Origin of the sequence: Pseudothermotoga elfii DSM 9442 = NBRC 107921 (genome assembly GCF_000504085.1) — a bacterium.
Lineage (GTDB): Bacteria > Thermotogota > Thermotogae > Thermotogales > DSM-5069 > Pseudothermotoga_B > Pseudothermotoga_B elfii.
In genome coordinates this window covers 1,855,682-1,876,987 of record NC_022792.1, presented here as the reverse complement: position 1 = coordinate 1,876,987, position 21,306 = coordinate 1,855,682, and the positions used below count along the sequence as shown (strand labels likewise).

Annotated in this window: 20 protein-coding genes; 11 read left to right on the top strand and 9 right to left on the bottom strand. The window is 38.8% G+C overall.

What is annotated here, in order from left to right; translation table 11 throughout:
- The first annotated feature begins 2 nt into the window (after window positions 1-2).
- A complete protein-coding gene (gene pdxT, locus TEL01S_RS09150) occupies window positions 3-590 on the top strand; it encodes a pyridoxal 5'-phosphate synthase glutaminase subunit PdxT (protein ID WP_028843718.1) in 588 nt (195 codons plus the stop codon).
- Entirely contained in the window at window positions 574-1,251 is a 678-nt protein-coding gene (locus TEL01S_RS09145) for a hypothetical protein (RefSeq protein WP_028843719.1), read from the top strand. Before pdxT ends, TEL01S_RS09145 begins: the two co-directional genes overlap by 17 nt.
- A 20-nt stretch (window positions 1,252-1,271) precedes the next feature.
- Here the strand turns inward: TEL01S_RS09145 and TEL01S_RS09140 are convergent, their stop codons facing one another.
- Both TEL01S_RS09140 and TEL01S_RS09135 read right to left on the bottom strand, forming a co-directional pair.
- Entirely contained in the window at window positions 1,272-2,183 is a 912-nt protein-coding gene (locus tag TEL01S_RS09140; RefSeq protein ID WP_038051496.1) for a D-2-hydroxyacid dehydrogenase, read from the bottom strand.
- Window positions 2,180-3,325: a pyridoxal-phosphate-dependent aminotransferase family protein gene (locus TEL01S_RS09135; RefSeq protein WP_012003797.1), complete on the bottom strand. Its 1,146-nt coding sequence runs from the start codon at window positions 3,323-3,325 to the stop codon at window positions 2,180-2,182. Before TEL01S_RS09135 ends, TEL01S_RS09140 begins: the two co-directional genes overlap by 4 nt.
- 254 nt (window positions 3,326-3,579) lie before the next feature.
- Here TEL01S_RS09135 and TEL01S_RS09130 point away from each other — a divergent pair, with 254 nt between their 5' ends.
- From TEL01S_RS09130 to TEL01S_RS09090, 9 genes are read left to right on the top strand one after another with little or no spacing between them, the layout of a single operon-like run.
- The gene (locus TEL01S_RS09130) at window positions 3,580-4,764 is read left to right on the top strand and encodes an aminotransferase-like domain-containing protein (RefSeq protein WP_051366281.1); all 1,185 of its coding nucleotides are present in this window, start codon (window positions 3,580-3,582) and stop codon (window positions 4,762-4,764) included.
- A gap of 1 nt (window position 4,765) precedes the next feature.
- The gene (gene buk / locus TEL01S_RS09125; RefSeq protein WP_028843722.1) at window positions 4,766-5,845 is read left to right on the top strand and encodes a butyrate kinase; all 1,080 of its coding nucleotides are present in this window, start codon (window positions 4,766-4,768) and stop codon (window positions 5,843-5,845) included.
- Window positions 5,829-6,713, top strand: coding sequence for a bifunctional enoyl-CoA hydratase/phosphate acetyltransferase (locus TEL01S_RS09120; protein ID WP_028843723.1), 885 nt, complete (start codon window positions 5,829-5,831; stop codon window positions 6,711-6,713). The genes buk (TEL01S_RS09125) and TEL01S_RS09120 overlap by 17 nt, the downstream gene beginning before the upstream one ends.
- 12 nt (window positions 6,714-6,725) lie before the next feature.
- Window positions 6,726-7,832, top strand: coding sequence for a butyrate kinase (gene buk, locus TEL01S_RS09115; protein WP_028843724.1), 1,107 nt, complete (start codon window positions 6,726-6,728; stop codon window positions 7,830-7,832).
- Window positions 7,808-8,458 carry a cobalamin biosynthesis protein CobQ gene (locus tag TEL01S_RS09110; protein WP_028843725.1) on the top strand — a complete coding sequence of 217 codons (651 nt, stop codon included), beginning with the start codon at window positions 7,808-7,810 and terminating at the stop codon, window positions 8,456-8,458. The genes buk (TEL01S_RS09115) and TEL01S_RS09110 overlap by 25 nt, the downstream gene beginning before the upstream one ends.
- Window positions 8,455-8,685 (top strand): 4Fe-4S dicluster domain-containing protein, encoded by a 231-nt coding sequence (locus TEL01S_RS09105; protein ID WP_012003791.1) that lies wholly within the window; start codon window positions 8,455-8,457, stop codon window positions 8,683-8,685. Before TEL01S_RS09110 ends, TEL01S_RS09105 begins: the two co-directional genes overlap by 4 nt.
- A gap of 5 nt (window positions 8,686-8,690) precedes the next feature.
- Entirely contained in the window at window positions 8,691-9,743 is a 1,053-nt protein-coding gene (locus TEL01S_RS09100) for a 3-methyl-2-oxobutanoate dehydrogenase subunit VorB (RefSeq protein WP_028843726.1), read from the top strand.
- Between the two features lies 1 nt (window position 9,744).
- Complete coding sequence (locus tag TEL01S_RS09095; protein WP_012003789.1) at window positions 9,745-10,497, top strand: thiamine pyrophosphate-dependent enzyme; 753 nt, start codon at window positions 9,745-9,747, stop codon at window positions 10,495-10,497.
- Entirely contained in the window at window positions 10,497-11,036 is a 540-nt protein-coding gene (locus TEL01S_RS09090; RefSeq protein WP_038051499.1) for a 2-oxoacid:acceptor oxidoreductase family protein, read from the top strand. The genes TEL01S_RS09095 and TEL01S_RS09090 overlap by 1 nt, the downstream gene beginning before the upstream one ends.
- 47 nt (window positions 11,037-11,083) lie before the next feature.
- Here the strand turns inward: TEL01S_RS09090 and TEL01S_RS09085 are convergent, their stop codons facing one another.
- Genes TEL01S_RS09085 through thiC form a run of 7 tightly spaced genes read right to left on the bottom strand, consistent with a single transcriptional unit; the run spans window position 11,084 to window position 21,303 of the window.
- Window positions 11,084-12,043: a DUF1175 domain-containing protein gene (locus TEL01S_RS09085; RefSeq protein WP_028843728.1), complete on the bottom strand. Its 960-nt coding sequence runs from the start codon at window positions 12,041-12,043 to the stop codon at window positions 11,084-11,086.
- Window positions 11,973-12,467, bottom strand: coding sequence for a hypothetical protein (locus TEL01S_RS09080; RefSeq protein ID WP_144313091.1), 495 nt, complete (start codon window positions 12,465-12,467; stop codon window positions 11,973-11,975). The genes TEL01S_RS09085 and TEL01S_RS09080 overlap by 71 nt, the downstream gene beginning before the upstream one ends.
- Window positions 12,433-17,067, bottom strand: a complete 4,635-nt coding sequence (locus tag TEL01S_RS09075; RefSeq protein WP_028843729.1) for an MG2 domain-containing protein — start codon at window positions 17,065-17,067, stop codon at window positions 12,433-12,435. The genes TEL01S_RS09080 and TEL01S_RS09075 overlap by 35 nt, the downstream gene beginning before the upstream one ends.
- A 1-nt stretch (window position 17,068) precedes the next feature.
- On the bottom strand, window positions 17,069-18,064 hold the full coding sequence (locus TEL01S_RS09070; RefSeq protein WP_051366243.1) for a protein-L-isoaspartate O-methyltransferase: 996 nt from the start codon (window positions 18,062-18,064) through the stop codon (window positions 17,069-17,071).
- A gap of 31 nt (window positions 18,065-18,095) precedes the next feature.
- On the bottom strand, window positions 18,096-19,289 hold the full coding sequence (locus tag TEL01S_RS09065; RefSeq protein ID WP_012003783.1) for a thiamine-phosphate synthase family protein: 1,194 nt from the start codon (window positions 19,287-19,289) through the stop codon (window positions 18,096-18,098).
- Entirely contained in the window at window positions 19,289-20,032 is a 744-nt protein-coding gene (locus tag TEL01S_RS09060) for a sugar phosphate isomerase/epimerase family protein (RefSeq protein WP_012003782.1), read from the bottom strand. The genes TEL01S_RS09065 and TEL01S_RS09060 overlap by 1 nt, the downstream gene beginning before the upstream one ends.
- Window positions 20,029-21,303 (bottom strand): phosphomethylpyrimidine synthase ThiC, encoded by a 1,275-nt coding sequence (gene thiC / locus TEL01S_RS09055; RefSeq protein ID WP_028843730.1) that lies wholly within the window; start codon window positions 21,301-21,303, stop codon window positions 20,029-20,031. Before thiC ends, TEL01S_RS09060 begins: the two co-directional genes overlap by 4 nt.
- Window positions 21,304-21,306: the final 3 nt, after the last annotated feature.

The following is a 21,306-nucleotide window of genomic DNA, read 5'->3' as shown; positions in this document are numbered from 1 at the left end:
AGTTGACCATAGGGGTTCTGGGGCTTCAGGGTGATTTTAGGGAACATCTCTGGGCTTTGCAAAAACTTCAAGTTGAGACAATTGTAGTAAAAACCGTTGAAGATCTTAGAAAAACAAAAGGGCTTATAATACCGGGCGGTGAATCAACAACAATAGGCAAACTTGCAAGATTGACGGGAATAGCAGATGAATTAGAAAAGCTGGTTGATCAGGATTTCCCAATTTATGGGACCTGTGCAGGTATGATATTACTTGCTAAACAAATAGTGAATTATCCGTATCAATACAGCTTTGGCTTCATGGATATAGTTGTAGAAAGAAATGCCTACGGTAGACAGGTAGAAAGTTTTGAAGTTAATCTTGATATACCATCGACTGGAGGTTTATTCAAAGCAATTTTTATAAGAGCTCCTAAGATTGTTGAGTGGGGTGAAGGAGTGGAAGTTCTTGCTCGTTATGGAGATTCACCCGTTTTAGTGCGGCAGGGTAATTTGCTTGCGAGTTCGTTTCATCCAGAGCTCGGCCAGGATTTAAGAATACACAAATATTTTCTTGAAATGGCAGGCGTTAAACATGCGGGTATATGTTGATATTGTTGATGAAAAAACAAAAGCAAATATCTTTCATGCAATTGGCATGTGTTGCGGCGTAGCTGTTGCCGATGAAAAAGATGCCGATCTTTATGTTGGGGAAAAGGCGCATCCATTTCTTGACTCTGTAATTGTAAACAGTCACATACCGGATGATCTGGATCAAGTTGTAGATGTGATACTACCTGGCCAGGAGCTTGATTACTATCTTATGAAATTCAAGCTGATGTATTGCTATGTTCTGACAAGATGCAGTATAGAAACTTTTCTGGATGAAGAAATATATAAATCGCAAAGGTATAACATCCCCCTGTCGATTGCCATGGTAAAAGTTTGTTCCGATGAGGAATTTACCACGCGAGCCCTTTACAATAATGCAAAAAAACAGGCTAGAACCTCTGACAGAATTGTTCTTTATGATAAAAACACCCTGATAGCTATTCTCCCATACGCTGGTTTGGATGGGGCAAAAGTTTTTGTGGGTAGATTGATCAGACGTGCAAAACGCATAAAGCTGCCAAAAACGAGTCATTTTCCAGATGTCATAGCATCGATATGTCAGATAACAAATGAAATAACAGATGCATCAGATTTACTTTTAAGACTTGAAGAGACTGCTAAGGATGCTGTTTTGGCCGGCCAAAGGATCGTTACAATATAAAAGGCGGCAAAAGCCGCCTTTTATATGCCAAGTTCTGCAAAGATTCTTTCTACAAGCTCTCTTCCAACTTTTGCCTGTGCTTCATGAGTAGAGGCACCTATATGAGGAGTAGCAGTGACATTGGGGAGTTGTAATAATTTTTTTCTCAGATCATCTGCAGGTGGCTCAACTTCAAATACATCGAGTGCAGCTGCATAAATTTTTCCAGAGCTGAGAGCATCGTATAGTGCCTGTTCATCTATCACTCCTCCGCGTGAAGCGTTTATGATTATCACACCATCTTTCATCTTGGATATTGTTTCAGAGTTTATCATGTGCTTTGTTTCATTTGATAATGGAACATGCAGAGTTATGATATCTGAATTTGTAAACAATTCCTCAAGGCTGACAATTTTGACTCCTTCGAAATATTCAACGAATGGATCATACGCAATGACTTTCATGCCAAAAGCGATTGACCTTTTTGCGACTTCTTTTCCTATGGTTCCCAATCCTACAATACCTATTGTTTTTCCATAAAGCTCATGTCCCTCAAGTTCTTTTTTGGTCCAGAGTCCTTTTTTCAAATCGCATGTGCCTCTTGCAATATGTCGAGATGCACTAAGTATCAGACCAAATGTTAACTCTGCTACAGATATGGAACTTGCTCCAGGTGTATTCAAAACTTTTATTCCTTTTTGCTTTGCTGCAGTAACATCTATATTGTCAAGACCAACGCCAGCTCGCCCAATTACCTTTAATTTTTCGCCTTTATTTATCAGATCTTCAGTAACTTTGGTGGCGCTTCTGACAATAAGAACCTCTATTTGCGGTATCAGTTCGAGTAGTTTATCCTTATCAAGATGTTCACACGTTACCTGAAGTTGACTTTTTGATTTGAGCAAATTTAATGCTTCCTGATCCAGAGGATCGTTGATATGAACTCTTATCATCCAGCTACCCCCTCGCGTTTAAGGGTTTCCATTGCTGCTCTGACACCAGTTCCAAGTTCAATTTTATAACCGAGTTCACTTAAAGTAAATTCCAGAGCTGATATTGCAGTTATAGTATCGAACATCGACACATATCCGAGATGTGCTACTCTGAAGATTTTTCCAGATAGGTGTCCTTGCCCGCCGGCAATTGTTACACCATATTTGTCCCGTATGATTTTAACAAGTTTTTTTCCGTCTATGCTTTCTGGAACTTTTACTGCTGTGACAACATTTCCCGGCCTCTTTGAGAATAACTCAAGATTAAGTGCTCTCATTGCGTTTCTCGTCGCCTCTCCCAAAATTCTATGTCTCTCCCAGACATTTTCTATGCCTTCTTCTTTTATCATTTTTATACTTTGATTGAGCATATATATCATGTTCACAGCTGGAGTCCACGGGTTATCTGGATAATTTTTGTCATAGTATCTCAAGTCAAAATAGTACTTTGGACACTGATTTTTCTCGACTAATTTCCATGCTTTTTCACTTAGAGCCATAAAAGCAAGGCCAGGTGGCATCATAATGCCTTTTTGAGAACCGCTGACAACTACATCTACTCCCCATTCATCCATTTTGAGTGGTTCGGCAAGTAATCCGCTTACCTCGTCTGTAACAAGGACATGATCGGTATCTTTCGTAAGTTGGGCGATGGACTTCAAATCAATTACCGTTCCTGTCGATGTTTCGCTGTGTGTTGTGAATATTACCCTGGCATCTGGATGTTGTTTCATAACATTCTCTATTTGCTCCGGACTAACAGCATTTCCCCATTCAACGGCTATTTCTACAACCTGAATACCGTATGAATCACAAATTTCTTTCCATCTTTCTCCAAACTTTCCTGCTACAACAACTATCGCTTTTTCTCCCGGGTTCATCAGATTTGTGACAGCTGCTTCCATTGCTCCTGTTCCCGATGATACGAAAGTGTAGATTTTACTATTAGTCTGGAATAGATATTTTGCACTTTCAAGTGTTTCTTTCATGATTTCAAGAAATTGCGGTGTTCTATGATGGATAGTTTCTTTTGCACCGGCAAGGAGTATATCAGCTGGTACTGGTGTGGGACCCGGGGCCATTATGTAATTCTTCCTGAGCATATACACACCTCCTTATAATTCTCCAAAAGTAGTTTAACATGTAGAAACTGCTTTCTTATAACCTCTATTTATGCAATAATTTGCATGCCATTTTTTGCATAATGCAATTTCTTGCAAGTTAGAAAAATTTGATGAAAAGTGATTTTTTGTGTTACAACGACCTTGGCACGAATTTGATAATATATTATCGGGGTGATGGTGTGAAGACAAAACAACACAACTTTTCTAAACTTGCGGAAAGATTAAAATCATCGATGATCAGAGAATTACTCAAATATGCTAATATGCCAGGCGCTGTTTCTTTTGGCGGAGGGACACCTGATCCAGAGACTTTCCCAAGACATGAATTGTCAAAAATAGCTTCAGAGATTTTAGAAGAAGAATATAAATATACTTTGCAATATTCTGTCACGGAAGGTGACCCACAGCTTATAAATCAGATACTGATCTTACTCAAGAGAATTTATGGAATAGAAGGTTTATCACACGAGAATATTCTCATAACAGTTGGTTCTCAGCAAGCGCTTGAATTATTGGGAAAAGTTTTTATAGATTCAGGTGACTATGTTGTTGTTGGTGATCCTGAGTATCTGGGAGCAATAAGTGCTTTTCGAATGAGAGAACCGCGTTTTGTTGTTGCAAAATTTGATGAAGATGGACCTGATATAGATATGATTGAGCAAAAAATTGAAGAAATAGACAGAGCGGGAGAAATAAAAAAATTGAAATTTATATACGTTGTTTCAAATTTCCAAAACCCATCAGGCGTCACAACATCTCTGGAGAAGCGAAAAGCTCTGATCGAGGTTGCAGAAAAGTATGATTTGCTTGTTGTTGAGGACGATCCGTATGGTGTACTTCGATTTGAAGGGGAACATGTGCCATCAATAATGAAACTTGGAGGAACTGATCGGGTTATTCTTTTAAATACTTTCAGCAAAATTCTTTGCCCCGGTTTGAGAATAGGAGTGGTTGTTGCAGATAAGTCTATAGTGAGGAAGATGGTTCTTGCAAAACAGGGTACAGATCTATGCAGTCCATCTTTAACGATGAGGCTTGCAGCAAGATATCTCGAACGTTATGATGTGCTTGAACAAATCAAACCTGCCATAGAACTTTACAGGAAAAAGAAAAATGAAATGGTCAGAGCGCTTGAGAATTATTTTGGTGACATTAAAGGAACGAAGTGGACAAATCCAAACGGTGGATTATTCATATGGACCACCCTCCCAGAAGGTTACGACACGATGGAAATGTTCAAATTTGCAGAACAAAACAAAGTTTTTTATATACCAGGAGAAGCATTCCGACCTTATTCTGAACCATCTTCATCTATGAGAATGTCATTCTGCTTGCCTTCTGTTGAGGAAATTCACGAAGGTGTGAAGAGATTGAGAACAGCTTTTGATCAATACAGGGTTTCCAGGAGGATGAAATGAAATGTACAGAATCTTGGTGATAAACCCTGGCTCAACTTCCACAAAAATTGCAGTCTATGAGGATAAAAAATGTAAACTTCTGGAAAAAGTTGAGCACAGTTTATCAGATCTTGAAAAACATCCAAATTTGATGGATCAATTGAATTTCAGACGAGAAAATATACTTATGATACTGAAAAAGCACGGTTTTAAAATGGAAGATTTTGATGCCATTGCTGCAAGAGGAGGAATATTACCTCCCCTTAAAAGTGGAACTTATATTGTAGATAACAGGATGATTCATTATTTGAAGTATGATTCGCCAGTCAGTCATGTTTCCAATCTTGCTGCTATTATCGGTTATGAACTGGGTCAAGGAAAAATACCTGTTTATGTGACAGACCCCATTTCTGTTGACGAAATGGTTGACGAAGCGAGATTTTCAGGTGTTCCGGAAATAGAGAGAAAAAGCTTTTCACACGCACTGAACATAAAAGCAGTTTGTAGAAAGGTAGCTCTGGAACTGAACGCAGATTATGAAGACCTGAACTTTGTGGTTGCTCACCTTGGTGGAGGAATTTCTGTTGCAGCAATAAGGAAGGGAAAGATTATAGATGTGAATAATGCAAATGACGAAGGACCATTCAGCCCTGAGAGGACAGGAGAGCTGCCTGTCGGTGATGTGGTTAGAATGTGCTTCTCGGGTAAGTATACCAAACAGGAATTGAAGAAAAAGTTTGTGGGTAAGGGAGGACTTGTGGCCTATCTTGGGACAAATGACCTGAGAGAAGCTTTACAGTTAGCGAAAACTGATGAGAAAGCGAATGTAGTTGTTCAGGCGATGGCATATCAGATTGGTAAAGAAATAGGGGGAATGTGTGCAGTTTTGTGCGGAAAAGTGAACGCGATAGTTTTAACAGGTGGTATGGCTCATAGTAATGAGTTTGTCGAGATGATAAAAAGTTATGTTTATAGATTTGCCCCTATTTTTGTTGTGCCTGGAGAGTTTGAAATGGAGGCATTGGCATTTGGAGCTTTGAGAGTTTTGAGAGGTTATGAACAGGCCAAAGAGTGGGGTGTTGTTGATGAGCAGGTTTCTTGAAATTGTTGAAAAAGTGAGAGGGATTAGAAGAAAATTGGTAGTTGCGTCTGCTGGTGATAGTGTTGTTCTGAATGCCGTAAAACTTGCTGTTGAATACGAAATTGTGTCACCGATTCTGGTTGGACCTTATGAAAAAATAAAAGTTCTTTCTTCAAATGTTGATCTCGATTTATCAAAATGTGAAGTGGTGGATAGCCCAGAGAGTGATGCTGCTGCAAAAGCTGTGGAGATTGCAGATAAAAATGGGGAACTTTTAATGAAAGGCCTGGTTAAAACCGGTGATCTTATGAAATTGGTCCTTCGAGATGAATACAGATTGAAAACAGGTTCAACCATGACAATGGTAAGTGTTTTTGATATACCTTCATACGCAAAGCTTTTGGCAGTAAGCGATGCTGGGATGATAATATCGCCCACTCTCGAACAGAAAGTTGATATGATAAATGCTGCGGTAAGAGTCATGAAAAAATTTGGAGTGGAAAAGCCAAAGGTTGCTGTACTTGGTGCAGTTGAGATTCCAAATTTGAAGATGCCCGCAACTTTGGACGCAGCGATATTGAGCAAAATGAATGATAGGAATCAAATAAAAGATTGCATTGTTGACGGACCTTTTGCTCTTGATAACGCTGTTTCTATTGAAGCTGCAAAGCATAAAGGTGTAGAAAGTCCGGTTGCAGGAGATGCTGACGTACTAATCATGCCAGATATTGAAGCGGGGAATATTTTCTATAAATCAATGGTTTTTCTTGCAAATGCTAAAGTTGCTTCTGTGATCCTTGGAGCGAGATTGCCAATTGTTTTAACATCACGGGCCGATTCGGATGAAACGAAACTTTATTCGATAGCACTTGGTGCATTACTTGTTTGAGGGGATGGTTGAGTGTACAGAATTCTGGTGATAAATCCTGGTTCGACTTCAACAAAGCTCGCCATTTTTGAAAATGAAGACATGATCTTGTCAGAAACTCTGAGACATAGTTCGGATGAATTATCCAGATACGATACCATCTTTGATCAATATGAATTTCGAAAAGGTGTGATTGTTGACTTTCTTGAGAAAAGTGGATATTCCATCCACGATTTTTCAGCTATTGTCGGTAGGGGCGGGCTACTGAGTCCGATACCAGGGGGGACGTATGAAGTGAATACATCTATGATAGATGAATTAAAACAAGCTAAATATGGTGAACACGCATCCAATCTTGGAGCAGTTCTGGCATATGAACTTGCTCAAATTGCAGGGATAAAATCCTACATCGTCGATCCTGTTGTGGTAGATGAACTTGCAGAAATCGCAAGGCTTTCCGGGCACCCTGAGCTGCCAAGAAAGTCAATTTTTCATGCCTTAAACCAAAAAGCAGTTGCGAGAAGGGCTGCTGCAGAACTTGGAAAAAATTATGAAGACGCCAATTTGATAGTGGTTCATATGGGTGGAGGTATATCTGTAGGGGCCCATGTGAAAGGAAAAGTTGTTGATGTGAACAATGCACTTGATGGTGATGGGCCTTTTACCCCTGAAAGAAGCGGTACACTTCCTTTAACGCAATTGATAGACCTCTGTTTTTCTGGAAAATATTCGAAAGAGTGGATCATGAGAAGGATAAAGGGCAACGGGGGTCTGGTTGCTTATCTTGGGACAAACAGCGCTATTGAGGTTCAAAAAAGGATTTCTGAGGGAGATAAAAAAGCAGAAATTGTTTACAGAGCTATGTCATACCAGATAGCAAAATGGATCGGTAAAACAGCTGCGGCTATGAAGGGAGATGTAGATGCAATAGTTCTCACAGGTGGACTTGCCTACGATGAAAGATACATGATAAGCTGGCTCAAAGAATATGTTTCTTTTATTGCACTTGTTTTTGTATATCCAGGAGGAGATGAAGAGAAAGCACTTGCACTTGGAGTTTTGAGGGTTTTAAGAGGCCAAGAAAAAGCAAAAATATACAGTAAAGAGGCGGAAAAATGGCAAAAAATCATGTCTTTGTAGGGCTGTATGGAAGTGGAAAAACGGAGATAGCTATAAATTATGCGATCAACCTCAAGCAAAATTACAGTCAGGTAGCAATTGCTGATGTTGATGTTGTATCACCTTATTTCAGAATCAGGGATGTTCGAGAGTTGATCCAGTCTTACGATATAAAAACGATCACACCGCCCGAGAACATTTTAAACGCAGATTTACCCTTAATAACGGCTTCTGTTATGGGGTATCTTGGAAATCCTGAGTATCAGGTCGTTCTGGATGTGGGAGGCGCCGAAAGAGGTGTCGTAGTTCTTGGTTATCTAAGAGAGTATCTCGGAGACAGTAGGGTATATTTTGTTGTTAACACTAAAAGACCTTTTACAGAGAGCTCTGAGCAGATTGTGCAGGTTGTGAGAAGGATTGAGGAACGTTCTGGAATAAAGGTAGATTATCTTGTCAACAATACAAATCTTGGCAGCGAAACGACAGTTGATTTAATAGAAGATAGCGAGATAGTAATTTCAAAAGCATCAGAGATTTTAAACATACCTATTGCATTTACTGTCACAGCTCAGACAGATACTTTGATAAGTAAGTTCAATATTTTTCGCATAAAGAGATTCTTGAAAAAAAGGGAGGAGTTGTCTTGAAAAAAGCTTATATAGAAATAGATAGTGAAAGATGCAAAGGTTGTGGACTTTGTATAAATGCGTGCCCTCAAAAAATAATAAGATTTTCGACAAAATTCAATAGTAAAGGGTATCACCCTGCAGAACAATACGATCCACAGGAAAAGTGCCCGGGTTGTGGTTTTTGCTACATGATGTGTCCGGATACCTGTATAACGGTTTACAAACTATCTCAACCTGTGAGGTGATTCAAGTGAAAAGAGTTATGATGAAAGGTACGGAAGCTATTGGAGAAGCTGCTATAAAAGCTGGATGTCGGAATTACTTTGGTTATCCTATCACGCCTCAGAGCGAACTTACAGAGTATATGGCTCGAAGGTTGCCCGAGGTAGGAGGTTCTTTTCTTCAAGCTGAAAGTGAGGTTGCTGCTGTGAATATGGTCTATGGAGCGGCGAGTGTTGGCAGAAGAGTTATGACATCTACGTCATCTCCAGGTTTCAGCTTGATGCAGGAAGGAATCTCTTACATAGCATGTGCTCAACTTCCTTCGGTTTTTGTTAATGTCGTGCGCGGTGGGCCGGGGCTGGGTGATATTCAGCCATCCCAAGGTGACTATTTTCAGGCAACAAAGGGAGGAGGTCATGGAGATTACAGACTCATAGTTCTATCTCCGTCAACAGTTCAGGAAGCGGTTGAGTTAACGATGCTTGCTTTTGAGCTTGCAGATGAATACAGAAATCCTGTACTCATATTTGCAGATGGTTTGCTTGGACAGATGATGGAGCCAGTGAGTTTTCCGGAGAAAGAATTTGCTTATGATAACGATAGCTGGGCATTGACAGGCGCAAAAAATAGATCGCCAAGGCAGGTAACAAGTTTCAATATAGATCCTTATGGGCTTGAAAAGATGAATATGGAGCTTCAAAGAAAATATTTCAGAATAGAAAGTCAAGAGCCTCGCTGGGAAGAATACAATACAGACGATGCTGACATTTTGATAGTTGCACATGGTACAGTTGGAAGAATAGTTAAAAGTGTTGTTAAGATGGCAAGGGAGGAAAAAATAGCTGCTGGTTTGTTCAGGCCGATTACACTTTATCCTTACCCGTATGAACCCTTGTCAAAATTGTCTGAAAAGGTGTCCATGGTGTTAACAGTTGAGATGAGCTCCGGTCAGATGCTTGAAGATGTAAAACTTGCTGTTCTTGAAAAAACAAGAGTAGAGTTTTATGGGAGAATGGCCGGTGTAGTTCCTACCCCAGAAGAGATCTTTTCTCATCTCAAGAACTTAGTTGGGAGGCATTGAAATGGAATATAAAGCAGTTTACAAAATGCCGGAATCCTTGAGCGGAAAGCCATTCACATATTGTCCTGGTTGTCATCATGGAATAGTTCACAGGTTGATAGCTGAAGTTATAGATGAACTGGATCTCAGAGAAAAAGCAATAATTGTTGCTCCCGTCGGGTGTTCTGTTTTTGCGTACGAGTTTTTCAACTTGGATGGTACAGTAGCTCCACATGGTCGAGCTACTGCTGTTGCAACTGGTATGAAACGCGCGAGGCCAGATCTTGTAGTTTTTACCTATCAGGGCGATGGGGATCTCGCTGCAATTGGAACAGCCGAAACAATCCATGCTGCTAATCGTGGCGAGAGAATCACAACCATCTTCATAAACAACGCGATTTATGGAATGACGGGTGGCCAGATGGCTCCAACAACGCTGCTGGGTATGAAAACTACCACGTCGCCTTATGGAAGAAATGCAGAGAAGGAAGGTTATCCCGTTCACGTATGTGAAATTCTCAAGGAATTGAAGGGAGTAGCTTTTTTAGCCAGAACCAAGGTAGCAACGCCAAAAGATGTTATAACGACCAAGAAATATATAAAAAAAGCTTTTCTGGCGCAGATAAAAAATACAGGATATGGTCTTGTTGAAGTTTTATCTACATGTCCGACAAATTGGGGAATGGGCCCCATAAAAGCTATGCAATGGCTTGAACAGAATATGGTGAAAGAATACCCGCTTGGCGTTTTTATTGATAAGGTTGGTGAGGAATGATGATGCATAGCATAATATTTGCTGGTTTTGGCGGACAGGGTGTTATGTTAATGGGTCAGGTACTTGCTCAAGCTGCAATGAATCAAGGAAAGCACACAACATGGTTTCCATCTTATGGTCCAGAAATGCGCGGCGGGACTGCCAATTGCACAGTTGTTGTAAGTGATGAACCGGTTGCTTCTCCTGTTGTTGATACACCACTGGAAGTTGTTGCAATGAACATACCGTCACTTTTGAAATTTGAGCCGAAGTTGAAAAAAGATGGATATCTTTTCATCAATACTTCAGTTATAGATAGGAAACCTCAGAGAAATGACGTGAAGGTAATCGAAATACCCGCTAATGATATCGCCGAAAAACTTGGCAATGTTAAGGTGGCAAATATGGTTGTGCTTGGAGCGTTTGTCTATACAACAAAATGTACTGAAGTGGATTCTCTGATAGAGGCAATGAAATACAAGCTATCTGCGAAAAACTCAGAAATAATCGAATTGAATGTTAAAGCGATTTTTGAAGGCGTAAAACACGTAGGCGGATAAGATAAACCCACCCATTGGCCGGAGCAAAGGCTCCGGCATTTTTTAATTTATGGCAAAAATTTGAATCTGTAGAAACCAAGAAAATACCTGTTTTTTTCCCGTGGAGACCATGATGGATCGAGTTTTTCAAGATTTTCGTATCTCACAAACCTCATTTCCCCTGCTGATTCTCCTATTGGGCCGGTATGATACAAAAACCATCTATGATTCTGCAAAAAATATATATCCGATATGTATATCATCATATGGTATGGATATTCGAAATCCTCGGGATGGAAAAATACAGCTATATCACCAGGCAGAGCATGCTCAACATCCTTAGAAACGAATTTCAAGCTGTTTTCGAGCATGATCCTGGCTGACGCGAAAGCAGAAAATTCGCCAGGATTTGTATATTTTCCTGAAATAATTCTGAATATTTTATCTCCAATCAAAGGTATGTCTGGATAATTGTATTTCTCCACATCATCAAAAATTGGGCCCGAATAATTCGATCTTTCCAGCCATCTTCCATCATGTTTTTTAAGTGCTTCTCTTGAACAGTAACGTATTAATCCTGCGCAATCTCTTTCATGTTCGTTCCACAAAACCGGCTCGTTTTTTATGGCAGACAAACCTATCCAAATGAACCAGTTTCTGAATTTTTCCGCATCATTTTCACTGAGTACAAGACAATCTGGATAACCATCTTCATCATCATCTGAAGTATCTGCCTCAAAGTACAGAGAAACAGCTTTCGTTTTTTTTATAAAACCCTTGCTCTCAAAATATAGAATTACTTTTTCGTTTAGCTTCACATCTGGTATCAAAATTCCGTCCTTTTTAATCTCAACAGGTCTGTTTGAATAGACTTTTGCCGATGCAATTCTGGCGCGTATAAAAATATCTTTCCTATCCTTAACAGGGATCTTTTGATCAGTCAGATCCACTCTAAACCTAACGCCCGTTATCACATTCCATACTACTATCAATACGATAGCAATCAAGAAGATCTGGTATTTCTTCATATCTTACCCTCCGAATGAATCTGAGAAAATAATCTCTGTGGAATCCTCTCAATTCATCAAAATCGGCGCCAGTTATGAATAAAATAAATCCTTCTTCTATCCATGCAGGCAGTTGAAAATTTTTCTTAAGTATACTGTGAAGGATTTCATGGAATAAGACTTCCTCAAGTAAGCCCTTTTGTTTAAGAATATAAAACGGTTGGGTTATGATCATTCCATTTTTATAGACAGCAGCCACATGATACGGTCTGTTTGAAAGCTGATGAAATTCAGCAAGATTTTCCGATTCATATATTATTACGTCAAATTCAGCTGGAACTTTTATGAATTCGGCAACTTTTTCAATTTTGAAAAGGAGGGCGACCGATACGTCGCCCAGTTTGACAAGTTCACTCAGATTCCATATCTTCAGACCGAAAACCAATGTTGAGCACATCAGGATCAGAATGAGCATAGAGCCCCTTGTAATACATTGAATATGCCTGAGTTGGTAAAATCCGGTATTTTCCGTTTGCGGTTGCTCGCCAAACATAACTCATCCTTCCATTCGAGTATTTGTATGTAAAAAAGGCTATGCGATCTTCGTAAATTTCCCTTGCCAAATACCAGTTTTCCCAGGATCTATACCACATATAATCAAATTTCGAATAGGACTGAAGGCTTCTTTCATTATAATTCTGCAAAATTTGGGCACATGATGGAAAGTAATCTTCGATTACTATATAATTTCCAGAACCGTTTTCAAGGTATATGATAGTCTTCATTATGTCTCCGGAGTTTACAGAAACAGTGCCTGTGCTGAAAGTCACTTTGCATGGTGATACTGTGATCAGTTCATCGTTTCCAGAAAAAGTGAATCCTTTATCACAGATAAGCTCTTTCCCGTCCCAGCTCAGTATTCTCTCTGCTATAAAAGGTAATAAGGTGAATCTTCCTTCTTTGAACCAGTAAGTTCCTCTTTCGGATTTTAACAGTATTTCATCTTTTGAACAGGAGAGTGATTTCACATCCTGAGGGACCATCACTATCAATTCATCGTTTATCCAAAGCTTTCCATCTTTCAGATAAACTGTTCCCATTTTCGTTAAATTGGCATCTGAGGTACCAAAGTGTGTTTTTGCAGTTTGCGTTTTTGTGTCATAAACCATTGCTGCATTCTCCATTATCACTAATATAAGTCCATCAAAAGTTTCAAGTTTTTCAAATTCGAATTCCATTTCATTCAGAGAAAGTTTGTTTCCGTTAACTGTGAACGTAGTTCCTCTGTAAGAGTATTTTCCGTCATCAAATGCCGAGATATAGATCTCTCCATTTTTCAATTCTTCGAGCAACTCGATCGAAACAGGTATGTAATCCTGATTTATGGGGATAAAAGCGTCGATTATGCTCTTTTCATTTTTAATCAGAATTTCATAACGCTTGAAAAAATCTCTTTTTACTTCTATGCCATCGCTTACAGAACCTACTGGACTTTCGTAATAAACTACGTGTACCTCTACAAGTCCTTTACCTTTTATTTTTAGGTCTTCTTTCTGAAGAGAAAGCTCACCTTCTGTATCGAGTTCTACCACTTTACTACCATTTTCAATTACCAGATGTGGATTCTCAACGCCTGGCAGGACTTCAAGCAATGCAAGAACGGCAAATGAGGTATCTTTTGTGGAATACCAGAAATACCCATCTTTCTTTGAAAACAAATAATTGATGATTTTTCTCTGCAAGCCTTCGTGTTTCCCCCATTTTGTGAGGGCTCTCAGCAATATCGAAGTTAATTGAACATCTGATGTAAAGAAATCATACACCTGATCGACATATGCAAATTTTTCTGTCTCATGCACCAGTTTTAATGCTTCATCGAGCGCTTTTTCATTAGAAAATGAAAGATAGATCCAGTCAATGTCTTTTTGTGGTGTATACGATTCATGTGGAATTTTGTAAAGATCGAGCACGTAAACTCCGTATGCTGAAAGATTTTCTTTAAGATAATTGATTCCACTGTTAATTACGGAGCTGGCTACTTCAATGCCTGCTTTTTTTGCGTAATATAATCCCTCCATCACATAACAGGTCATGAAGTTGTTACTATCATCGGTTTGCCACCATCCCCATCCACCGTCGTATTTTTGATATTTGTACAATCTCATCAAGCCTTTTCTGACGATGTCTTCAAGATCTTCTATCTTCAATCCCATTTGTGAAGCGATTACAGCTGGCAGAAAACTGCTCATAGTTTGTTCGGTACACCCATACGGATATTTGATCAGGTGTCTTATTGAGTCTTCAACAAGCGGTATTATGTTTGAAAAGATTCTTAATTTAGCAGTTTTATACTCTGATTGAGGTAAAGATATTTCTTTTACTCCATCGACAAATTCGAGTACATAGAATTCTCTCTCAAAAGCAAATGGTTTTACAGGGATATTCAAAGCAACTGCATCTTTTAAATCATTGTGACTAACTGCGTAGGTTGTTATTGTTGATAGATCAGACTCTTTCAGGGCATTTATAGTCCAGTAAGATGTGTTAGAAATTTTTGGTACTATATCAAATATGCTTAATGATTGATCCGGAGAGATCAACTTTATAGCTTCTGGAAGCTCAAGCCAGAGCCTTGTTTTTAATATATCGCTGGTTTGATTGTGAACTGTTGCCGATATTTGCATAACATCTCCTTCACGAAGAAATGAAGGCAAATGCGGCGTAACATAGAAATCTTTCGTAACGACAAATGAACTGTTTGCCTGCATCATTGATTTTGTGGAAAATCCATAAGCAGTAGCAATGAAATTTGTTATGCTATCTGGAATCTTAAATTCAACTGTAGCTGTTTTGTTTTTAGTCCTCAATTGAGGTATCCACAAAGCCGTGTCTGGGAAGTATTCTCTTACATTTATCTTCGCTTCAACAGCAGATCTTTTAAAATCTTCGAATGTTGTAGGTTCTGGGAGCATGCTGTACAGGCTGCCGGTACTTTTTAGATTTGCCAGATCGATATAAAACCATCTTTGAGAAAAGCTCCATGTGACATCCGGATAATTGTTTTGTGGATAAATCACTTCCTCGATCTGAGCAGGATTGAAGCCAATCATTGAATATATGGCTTCATCTACAATTGTTAAGCAGAATACACCATCGTTTTTGGATTTGATAGTCAATTTTGCTGTCTCACCGGGCTTGTACGATTCCCTGTCAAAGTACAATTCCGCTTTCTCAACATTTAGATCCCGCTCGATAGCTATTTTCAAATTGTCCATGATTCTCCGTCCATTTTCATATGCCAAGAAAATAAGGAATAGGTTCCTTTCTATTACATTCTCTGGTATGGTGAACTCTACAGTTGAGTGATCTTTCAGAGAAAATGGTTTCAGATCATAGATTGTGTCGGCAGTAAGTGCAATTATTCCCGAAACCTCTGAAGGTGAAAATAACTGAACCGTGATTTTTTCTCCTGGTTTGTATTTTTCTTTATCGGTAACAACAGCAAATTCTGAAATTTTATATCCCTTTGCCCATGCGTAGGAGTGCACATATATCGATTTCCTTGCTTTTTGGAAAGAGAGCTGTATTTTGAAACTGCCTATTTTGTCTGGTGAGAATTTAAGGATGGCTTTACCGCCATCGACCTGCAAGGTTTTTTCATTTTCACCGATTAGCACTGACATCTGTCCGCTCAATGGGTTTCCGTTGAGATCTGAAACAAATATTTTCAACTCCACTGATTCGCAAGGTTTTGCAAATATATAATCTCTGTCAACCGAGATTTTTACATTATCTGCATATATATAAATTGATTTTTCCTGTTCAATTTGCCTCTGACTTTCATCAGCTACTATTGCTTGTAATGTGTAGTAACCTTCGAAACCTTCTTCTGTTTTCAGTGAGATTTTTACTTGCCCACTCTCGTCTGTTAATTCATAAGCTCTGTAGACAAGATATTCTGATTGCTCGATGGGATCTGCATTTACATAAAGAGCCACCTGAGCACCAGCTACTGGTTGCCCGTTAAAGTAATTAACTTTTATGGTGAAATCGACAGGTTCACCGGAAATATACTTTTCTTTGTCGGGCAAAATCTCCATTTTATACTCTGGCTTTCTATATTCTTCCACCAGAAAAGTTTCGTAAAAATCTCTTTCATTGTGTTCAACTTTTATAGTGTAATTTCCTACAGAAGAGGTCTCGGCAAGATCAAAACTATCCCAGAAACCACCAAGTTCATCTGTCGAAAGTGTTTTGCTGTAAATCTCGTTATTTTTTGGGTCTTCTATTTTGACTGTCACCCTTGATGCTCCAAGTGCTGTGTAATAGCTTCCATCAAGTTTAAAAAGCTGTCCACGAAGGTTGACTGTGTCTCCAGGCTTATAAATGGGGCGATCTGTCAGCAAAAACAGTTTTTCATCTCTATCGATAGAACGGCGTGTTCTGTAAAATCTACAGAAAGCAAGTGATTTTTCTTTCTTAACTAAGGCAAAATCGAAATCTTTATCAATTCGTACCAAACCATTTTCGTCTGTTTTCATTTTGCCAATAACTTTGTTGCCTTTCAAAAGATAAACGGCCACATTTTCCAGAAATCCCCCGGTTGTCTTTACCACCCCAAGTATTGCTTTTTCTTCATCAGCTACAAAGACTATTCCCATGTCTGTAACGATGAGTACCATTGCATCGTAGGTTGTTTTCTCTGATTTCTCAAATCCTGTTAAGACAGCAAGGTAAACTCCTATTTTTTCAAACTCCAGTGAGAACTCCTGCCATTTATCAGTGATGGTGAAAGTTCTTTGGTAAACATGCTTTTTTGCATTCGAAACTATTTTCGAGATCGGGAGTTCTTCAGCCTGTGTAAAAAGTTTTACTGCGTCAATTTCGAGTTCATAAATTGTCAGGGTAATTTTATCCATATCACTGGCGACGAAGGATATTTTTGAGTCAGGTATTTCAAGTATATTGCTACCTAGAAAATAAGCATATCCTCCAAAAAACATCGTTGCACAAAGAAGCGATAACAGAGTAAAATTTTTGAACATATCAATTCCCCCTCTTTTTCAATCTTAAAAAATTCATGTTTAGATCGTAGATAATTTGTATTTCCCTTAATGAACTTTGGTTGGTAGATTTCCATTCGTCGAACAACCTGAACAATTTTTGAATAATTCCAAATATATCCCACTTTCCATTCCATGAATTCCAGACAGCATATCCATTTTCCTCTATATGGCAAATGTCTCTTGATCTCATGCATAAAGACCAGAAAGATAAGTGTAAAAGTTTCAAAAACTGGATGTTGGTATAAATAACTGTATTCTGTTGTGGATATGATAATTTTTCGAAAGAAAGCAATTTCTCAAGATTTCTTTGATTCAAATTTCCTAATAAACCTCTGGCTTTCAAAAATCTTGTTTCAAACAAATAATCTCCTTTGATGCCATCTTCAATTTTCTCCAGGACGAATGCGGGCTGCGAATCAATGACATATATGTCTATTGGCAATACAATTCTACCACCGGGTTTTAGCTGTTTGATCCAGGTATATGGAATATTATCCGCAGCTACGGTGACAATAATTGCGTCATAGGGTGCGTATTTTTCGCAACCGGATGCCCCATCATCATTAACGAAAATAACATTGTTTATTCCCAGCTCTCTGGCGGTTTTCTCTGCATGAAGCAGAAATTTTTGATTGTATTCTACAGCCACTATCAGCCCATTTTCCTTAACGATTTGAGCCATAACACAGGCGTTATAGCCTGTTCCAGAACCTATTTCGAGTACCTTCATACCACGGCAAAGATGTGCAATTTTCATAAAATATGCCATCAAAGAAGGTTGACTCGATGTAGAATATTCATCCTGATCTTTCATTGTAACGATTACCTGGTCCGAATAAACAACTTGCGGAGGATATTCAATCTGAGAAAATCTTTCTCTTGGAACTTTTAAAAAGCCGCTGAGGATATTTTCATCGTCTATACCAGCTATTCGAATATCATGTGTAAGTTTTTCCCTCCAGAAAAATTCACACATCTTTCACACCCAGTCAAATTATACTCCTCACTCATTCCTCCAACATGAGCTTTATTTTTTCGAGTGTTTCTTCCGGATCTCTTCCAAATACCCTTATCATTGCTTCCTTTCCCCACCATCCTTCATCGTATATTATGTCTGGAGGAGATTTCAGCTTTGAAATTGCCTGTTCTATCATCCATACCATTGACTTACCTTCATTTTTTTGTATTTCTTCTGGTTCTTTTGATCTATCGTGGTGATAAATTTTCAATCCTTTTTTCTTTGCCCTGTCTATGTATTCTTTTTTGAATCTCACGTTCACAGTACACCTTATATGAGGGAAAAATTTCATCATCGTTACTGTCATACGTGATGTGTGTGATTTATCATTGAAAGATGCCGCAGACACGCTTACTGCTGTTCCACTTTTCAGACGAAGTCTTCCGGGAAACTTTCCCACTTCAAACTCATCTTTTGCCCATGGTAAAGCAAAAGATACGTTTTGACCAACCTCCGGCACAGTTAGATGTCCTATTTCAAGGTAAAACGGTAATATTTCGTCCAATGTACTCAATACATCATATCTATGCCATTCTCTGGCAACTTTCTCTGTTTCGACAATTTCATGAGATTTTTCGAGAATCTTTCTAACAAGCTTCATTGATGATCTGATAGATTCCTCAATAGGATACCCCAAATCGAGAAAACCGGCTACTGCCGTAGAAAAAGCACATCCTGTTCCATGAAATTCTCCACGCACCCTGCTTGTTTCGAAAGTTTTATCTTTGTAAATAACTTTAATCTGGCTATTATTTTCATGACCACCAGTGATTATGAAATGCTCTTTCTTTCCTATTTTTTCGGACTCTTCATTGTTTAACACAACGTAATCTGCGTAATTGACAAATTTTTTCACTTCTTCGGAATCCAAAAACTTGAATCCTGACGAAGATTCAAGAATCACATTCCAGATGATCATAGAGCCTGGAAACAATTCACGAAGATTTTTCACAACTTCAGGTAATGCAAGTCCAACTTTGATTACTCTTGGGGCAGGAAGAACTTCTAACTCTTTCCTAATATCTTCCCATTTTCTAAAATTAACCGCAAAAACTCTTTGCTCATTTTGAGTTGTAAAAGCTGAAACTATCCCATATGCTCTGATTCCCATTACAGATGAGATTTTTATGTCTTGGAGAAGCCCTGCGCCTGCAGATGGATCTAAACCTGAGATAATTAACATTACAATTCCCTCCAGTATTTTAAAAGTCTTTCAAGCCCATTTTTGCACTCTGTGGTTGGCTCTATTACAAAATCTACGTTCATATCTTTTATAAAATTTAATATTTCACGAAACCTCTTTGAATTTCCCCAGGGAGCATGGTGGCACATTTTGTAAGTTTCGAGATCTGCATAATAGATGTGAAACTCGCTGATTTTATCTGAAAGAAGTTCTACAAAATTCACCGGAGAAAAACCGTACAATTCTGAATCTATAAGAAGGTGCCCTATATCCACACACATCGTGCTATTCGTATTTTCCAGAAAAAATTTGTAATCCTTTGCTTCATGAAAATGATCATTTCCATAAATGTTTTCAATGCGAATAGGAATCAAAGTTGAGAGATTACAGAATTCGCTTTCTACCTCCCTGTATATGGGTAGCCAGCTCTCTTTTTGAAAAGCGTTTGGAAAGTGTACCACCATATATTCTGCTCCAATTTTTTTCGAAAGCTCGGCACATTTTCTGTTTATGGAAAAAGTATCTGATCTCTCTTTTATATTTAAAGAAGTTGGAGCAGGATGGTAAACATATCTATAAATAAACGGTGCGTGAACACCAAATTTTTTATTCTTAAAAAAAGAGAGTATTGTTCCTAAATCTTCCTGCTTGAAAAATCCAAGTTCATATAAATCAGCATCTGGCAGAGTTGTCAAAAGGTGCGGATTACTTCTTATGATGCTTGTGGAAACGCCTTTTCTCAAAAAAACTCCTCCACGATTTTTATTGCACAGAAAGGGCCACACATAGAGCAACCTTCATGTAAATAAGGCCTTTCTTTATATTTCTTCCTCGCCAAATCTTTTCCAAGTGACAATTTAAACATTTCTTCCCAGTTGAAATTTTTTCTTGACAATGCCATTTGTTTCTCTAACCACCATGCCTTTCTGTTTCCACGTGCTAAATCCGCAATGGCAGCGGCTATTTTGGATGCTATCACGCCTTCTCTCACATCCTCAATTGTTGGAAGAGATATATGTTCTGAAGGAGTTACATAGCAAAGAAAATCTGCTCCATAGTAACCTGCCAGAGCCCCACCAATAGCACAGGCAATATGGTCATATCCCATAGCTCTATCTGTTGGGAGTGGTCCAAGAAGAAAAATCGGAGCATCTTCTCCTATTTTTTTCATGAGTTTCACATTCAATTCCACTTCATTTAAAGGTATATGACCAGGGCCTTCTAACATCACCTGAACACCTTTTTCTCTTGCTTTTTCAACAAGTTCCCTCATTACAAAAAGCTCCTCGAATTGCTGTACATCACTCGCATCTAACACAGTCCCGGGTCTCATGCCATCTCCCAGGCTCAGTGTAATGTCGTAATCCTTAGCAATATCCAAAAGTTCATCGAAATACTCGTAAAATGGGTTTTCTTTGTTGTTTTTAATCATCCAGCCAGCTATGATTGCTCCTCCTCTGCTCACTACCTTCAAAATGCGTCCTGAATTTTTCACGTGTTCCAGAACTTTCTTTGTTATCCCAGCGTGTATTGTCATGAAGTCGATCCCATCCTCCGCATGGGAAATAACCATATTGAGAAAATCTTTTTCAGAGAAATCCACCACATTTTTCTTCAACTGGTAACTTTTCATAGCAGAGTCGTAGATAGGAACGGACCCCACAGGAACGGCTGAGAGATCTATAATAGCCTTTCTGATTTCTTTAAGATCGCCCCAGGTAGAAAGTACCATCAGAGAATCTGCACCATATTCAATCGCCACTCTGGCTTTTTCTTTCTCTTCTTCCAGTGAGAAAAAGGCCTGTGATGTTCCTATGTTCGCATTCACTTTCACGGTGAACCCTTCTCCGACTATCATGGGTTTTTCTATTTTGTGAAGCTTGTTCTTTGGAAGGACAGCTTTTCCATATGCCAATCTTTGTTGGATTACTTCTACATCTACATCTTCGTATTCAGCGACTCTTTTCATCTCCTCTGATGATGTTCCTTTTTGAGCTATTTCCATTTGAGTCATGAT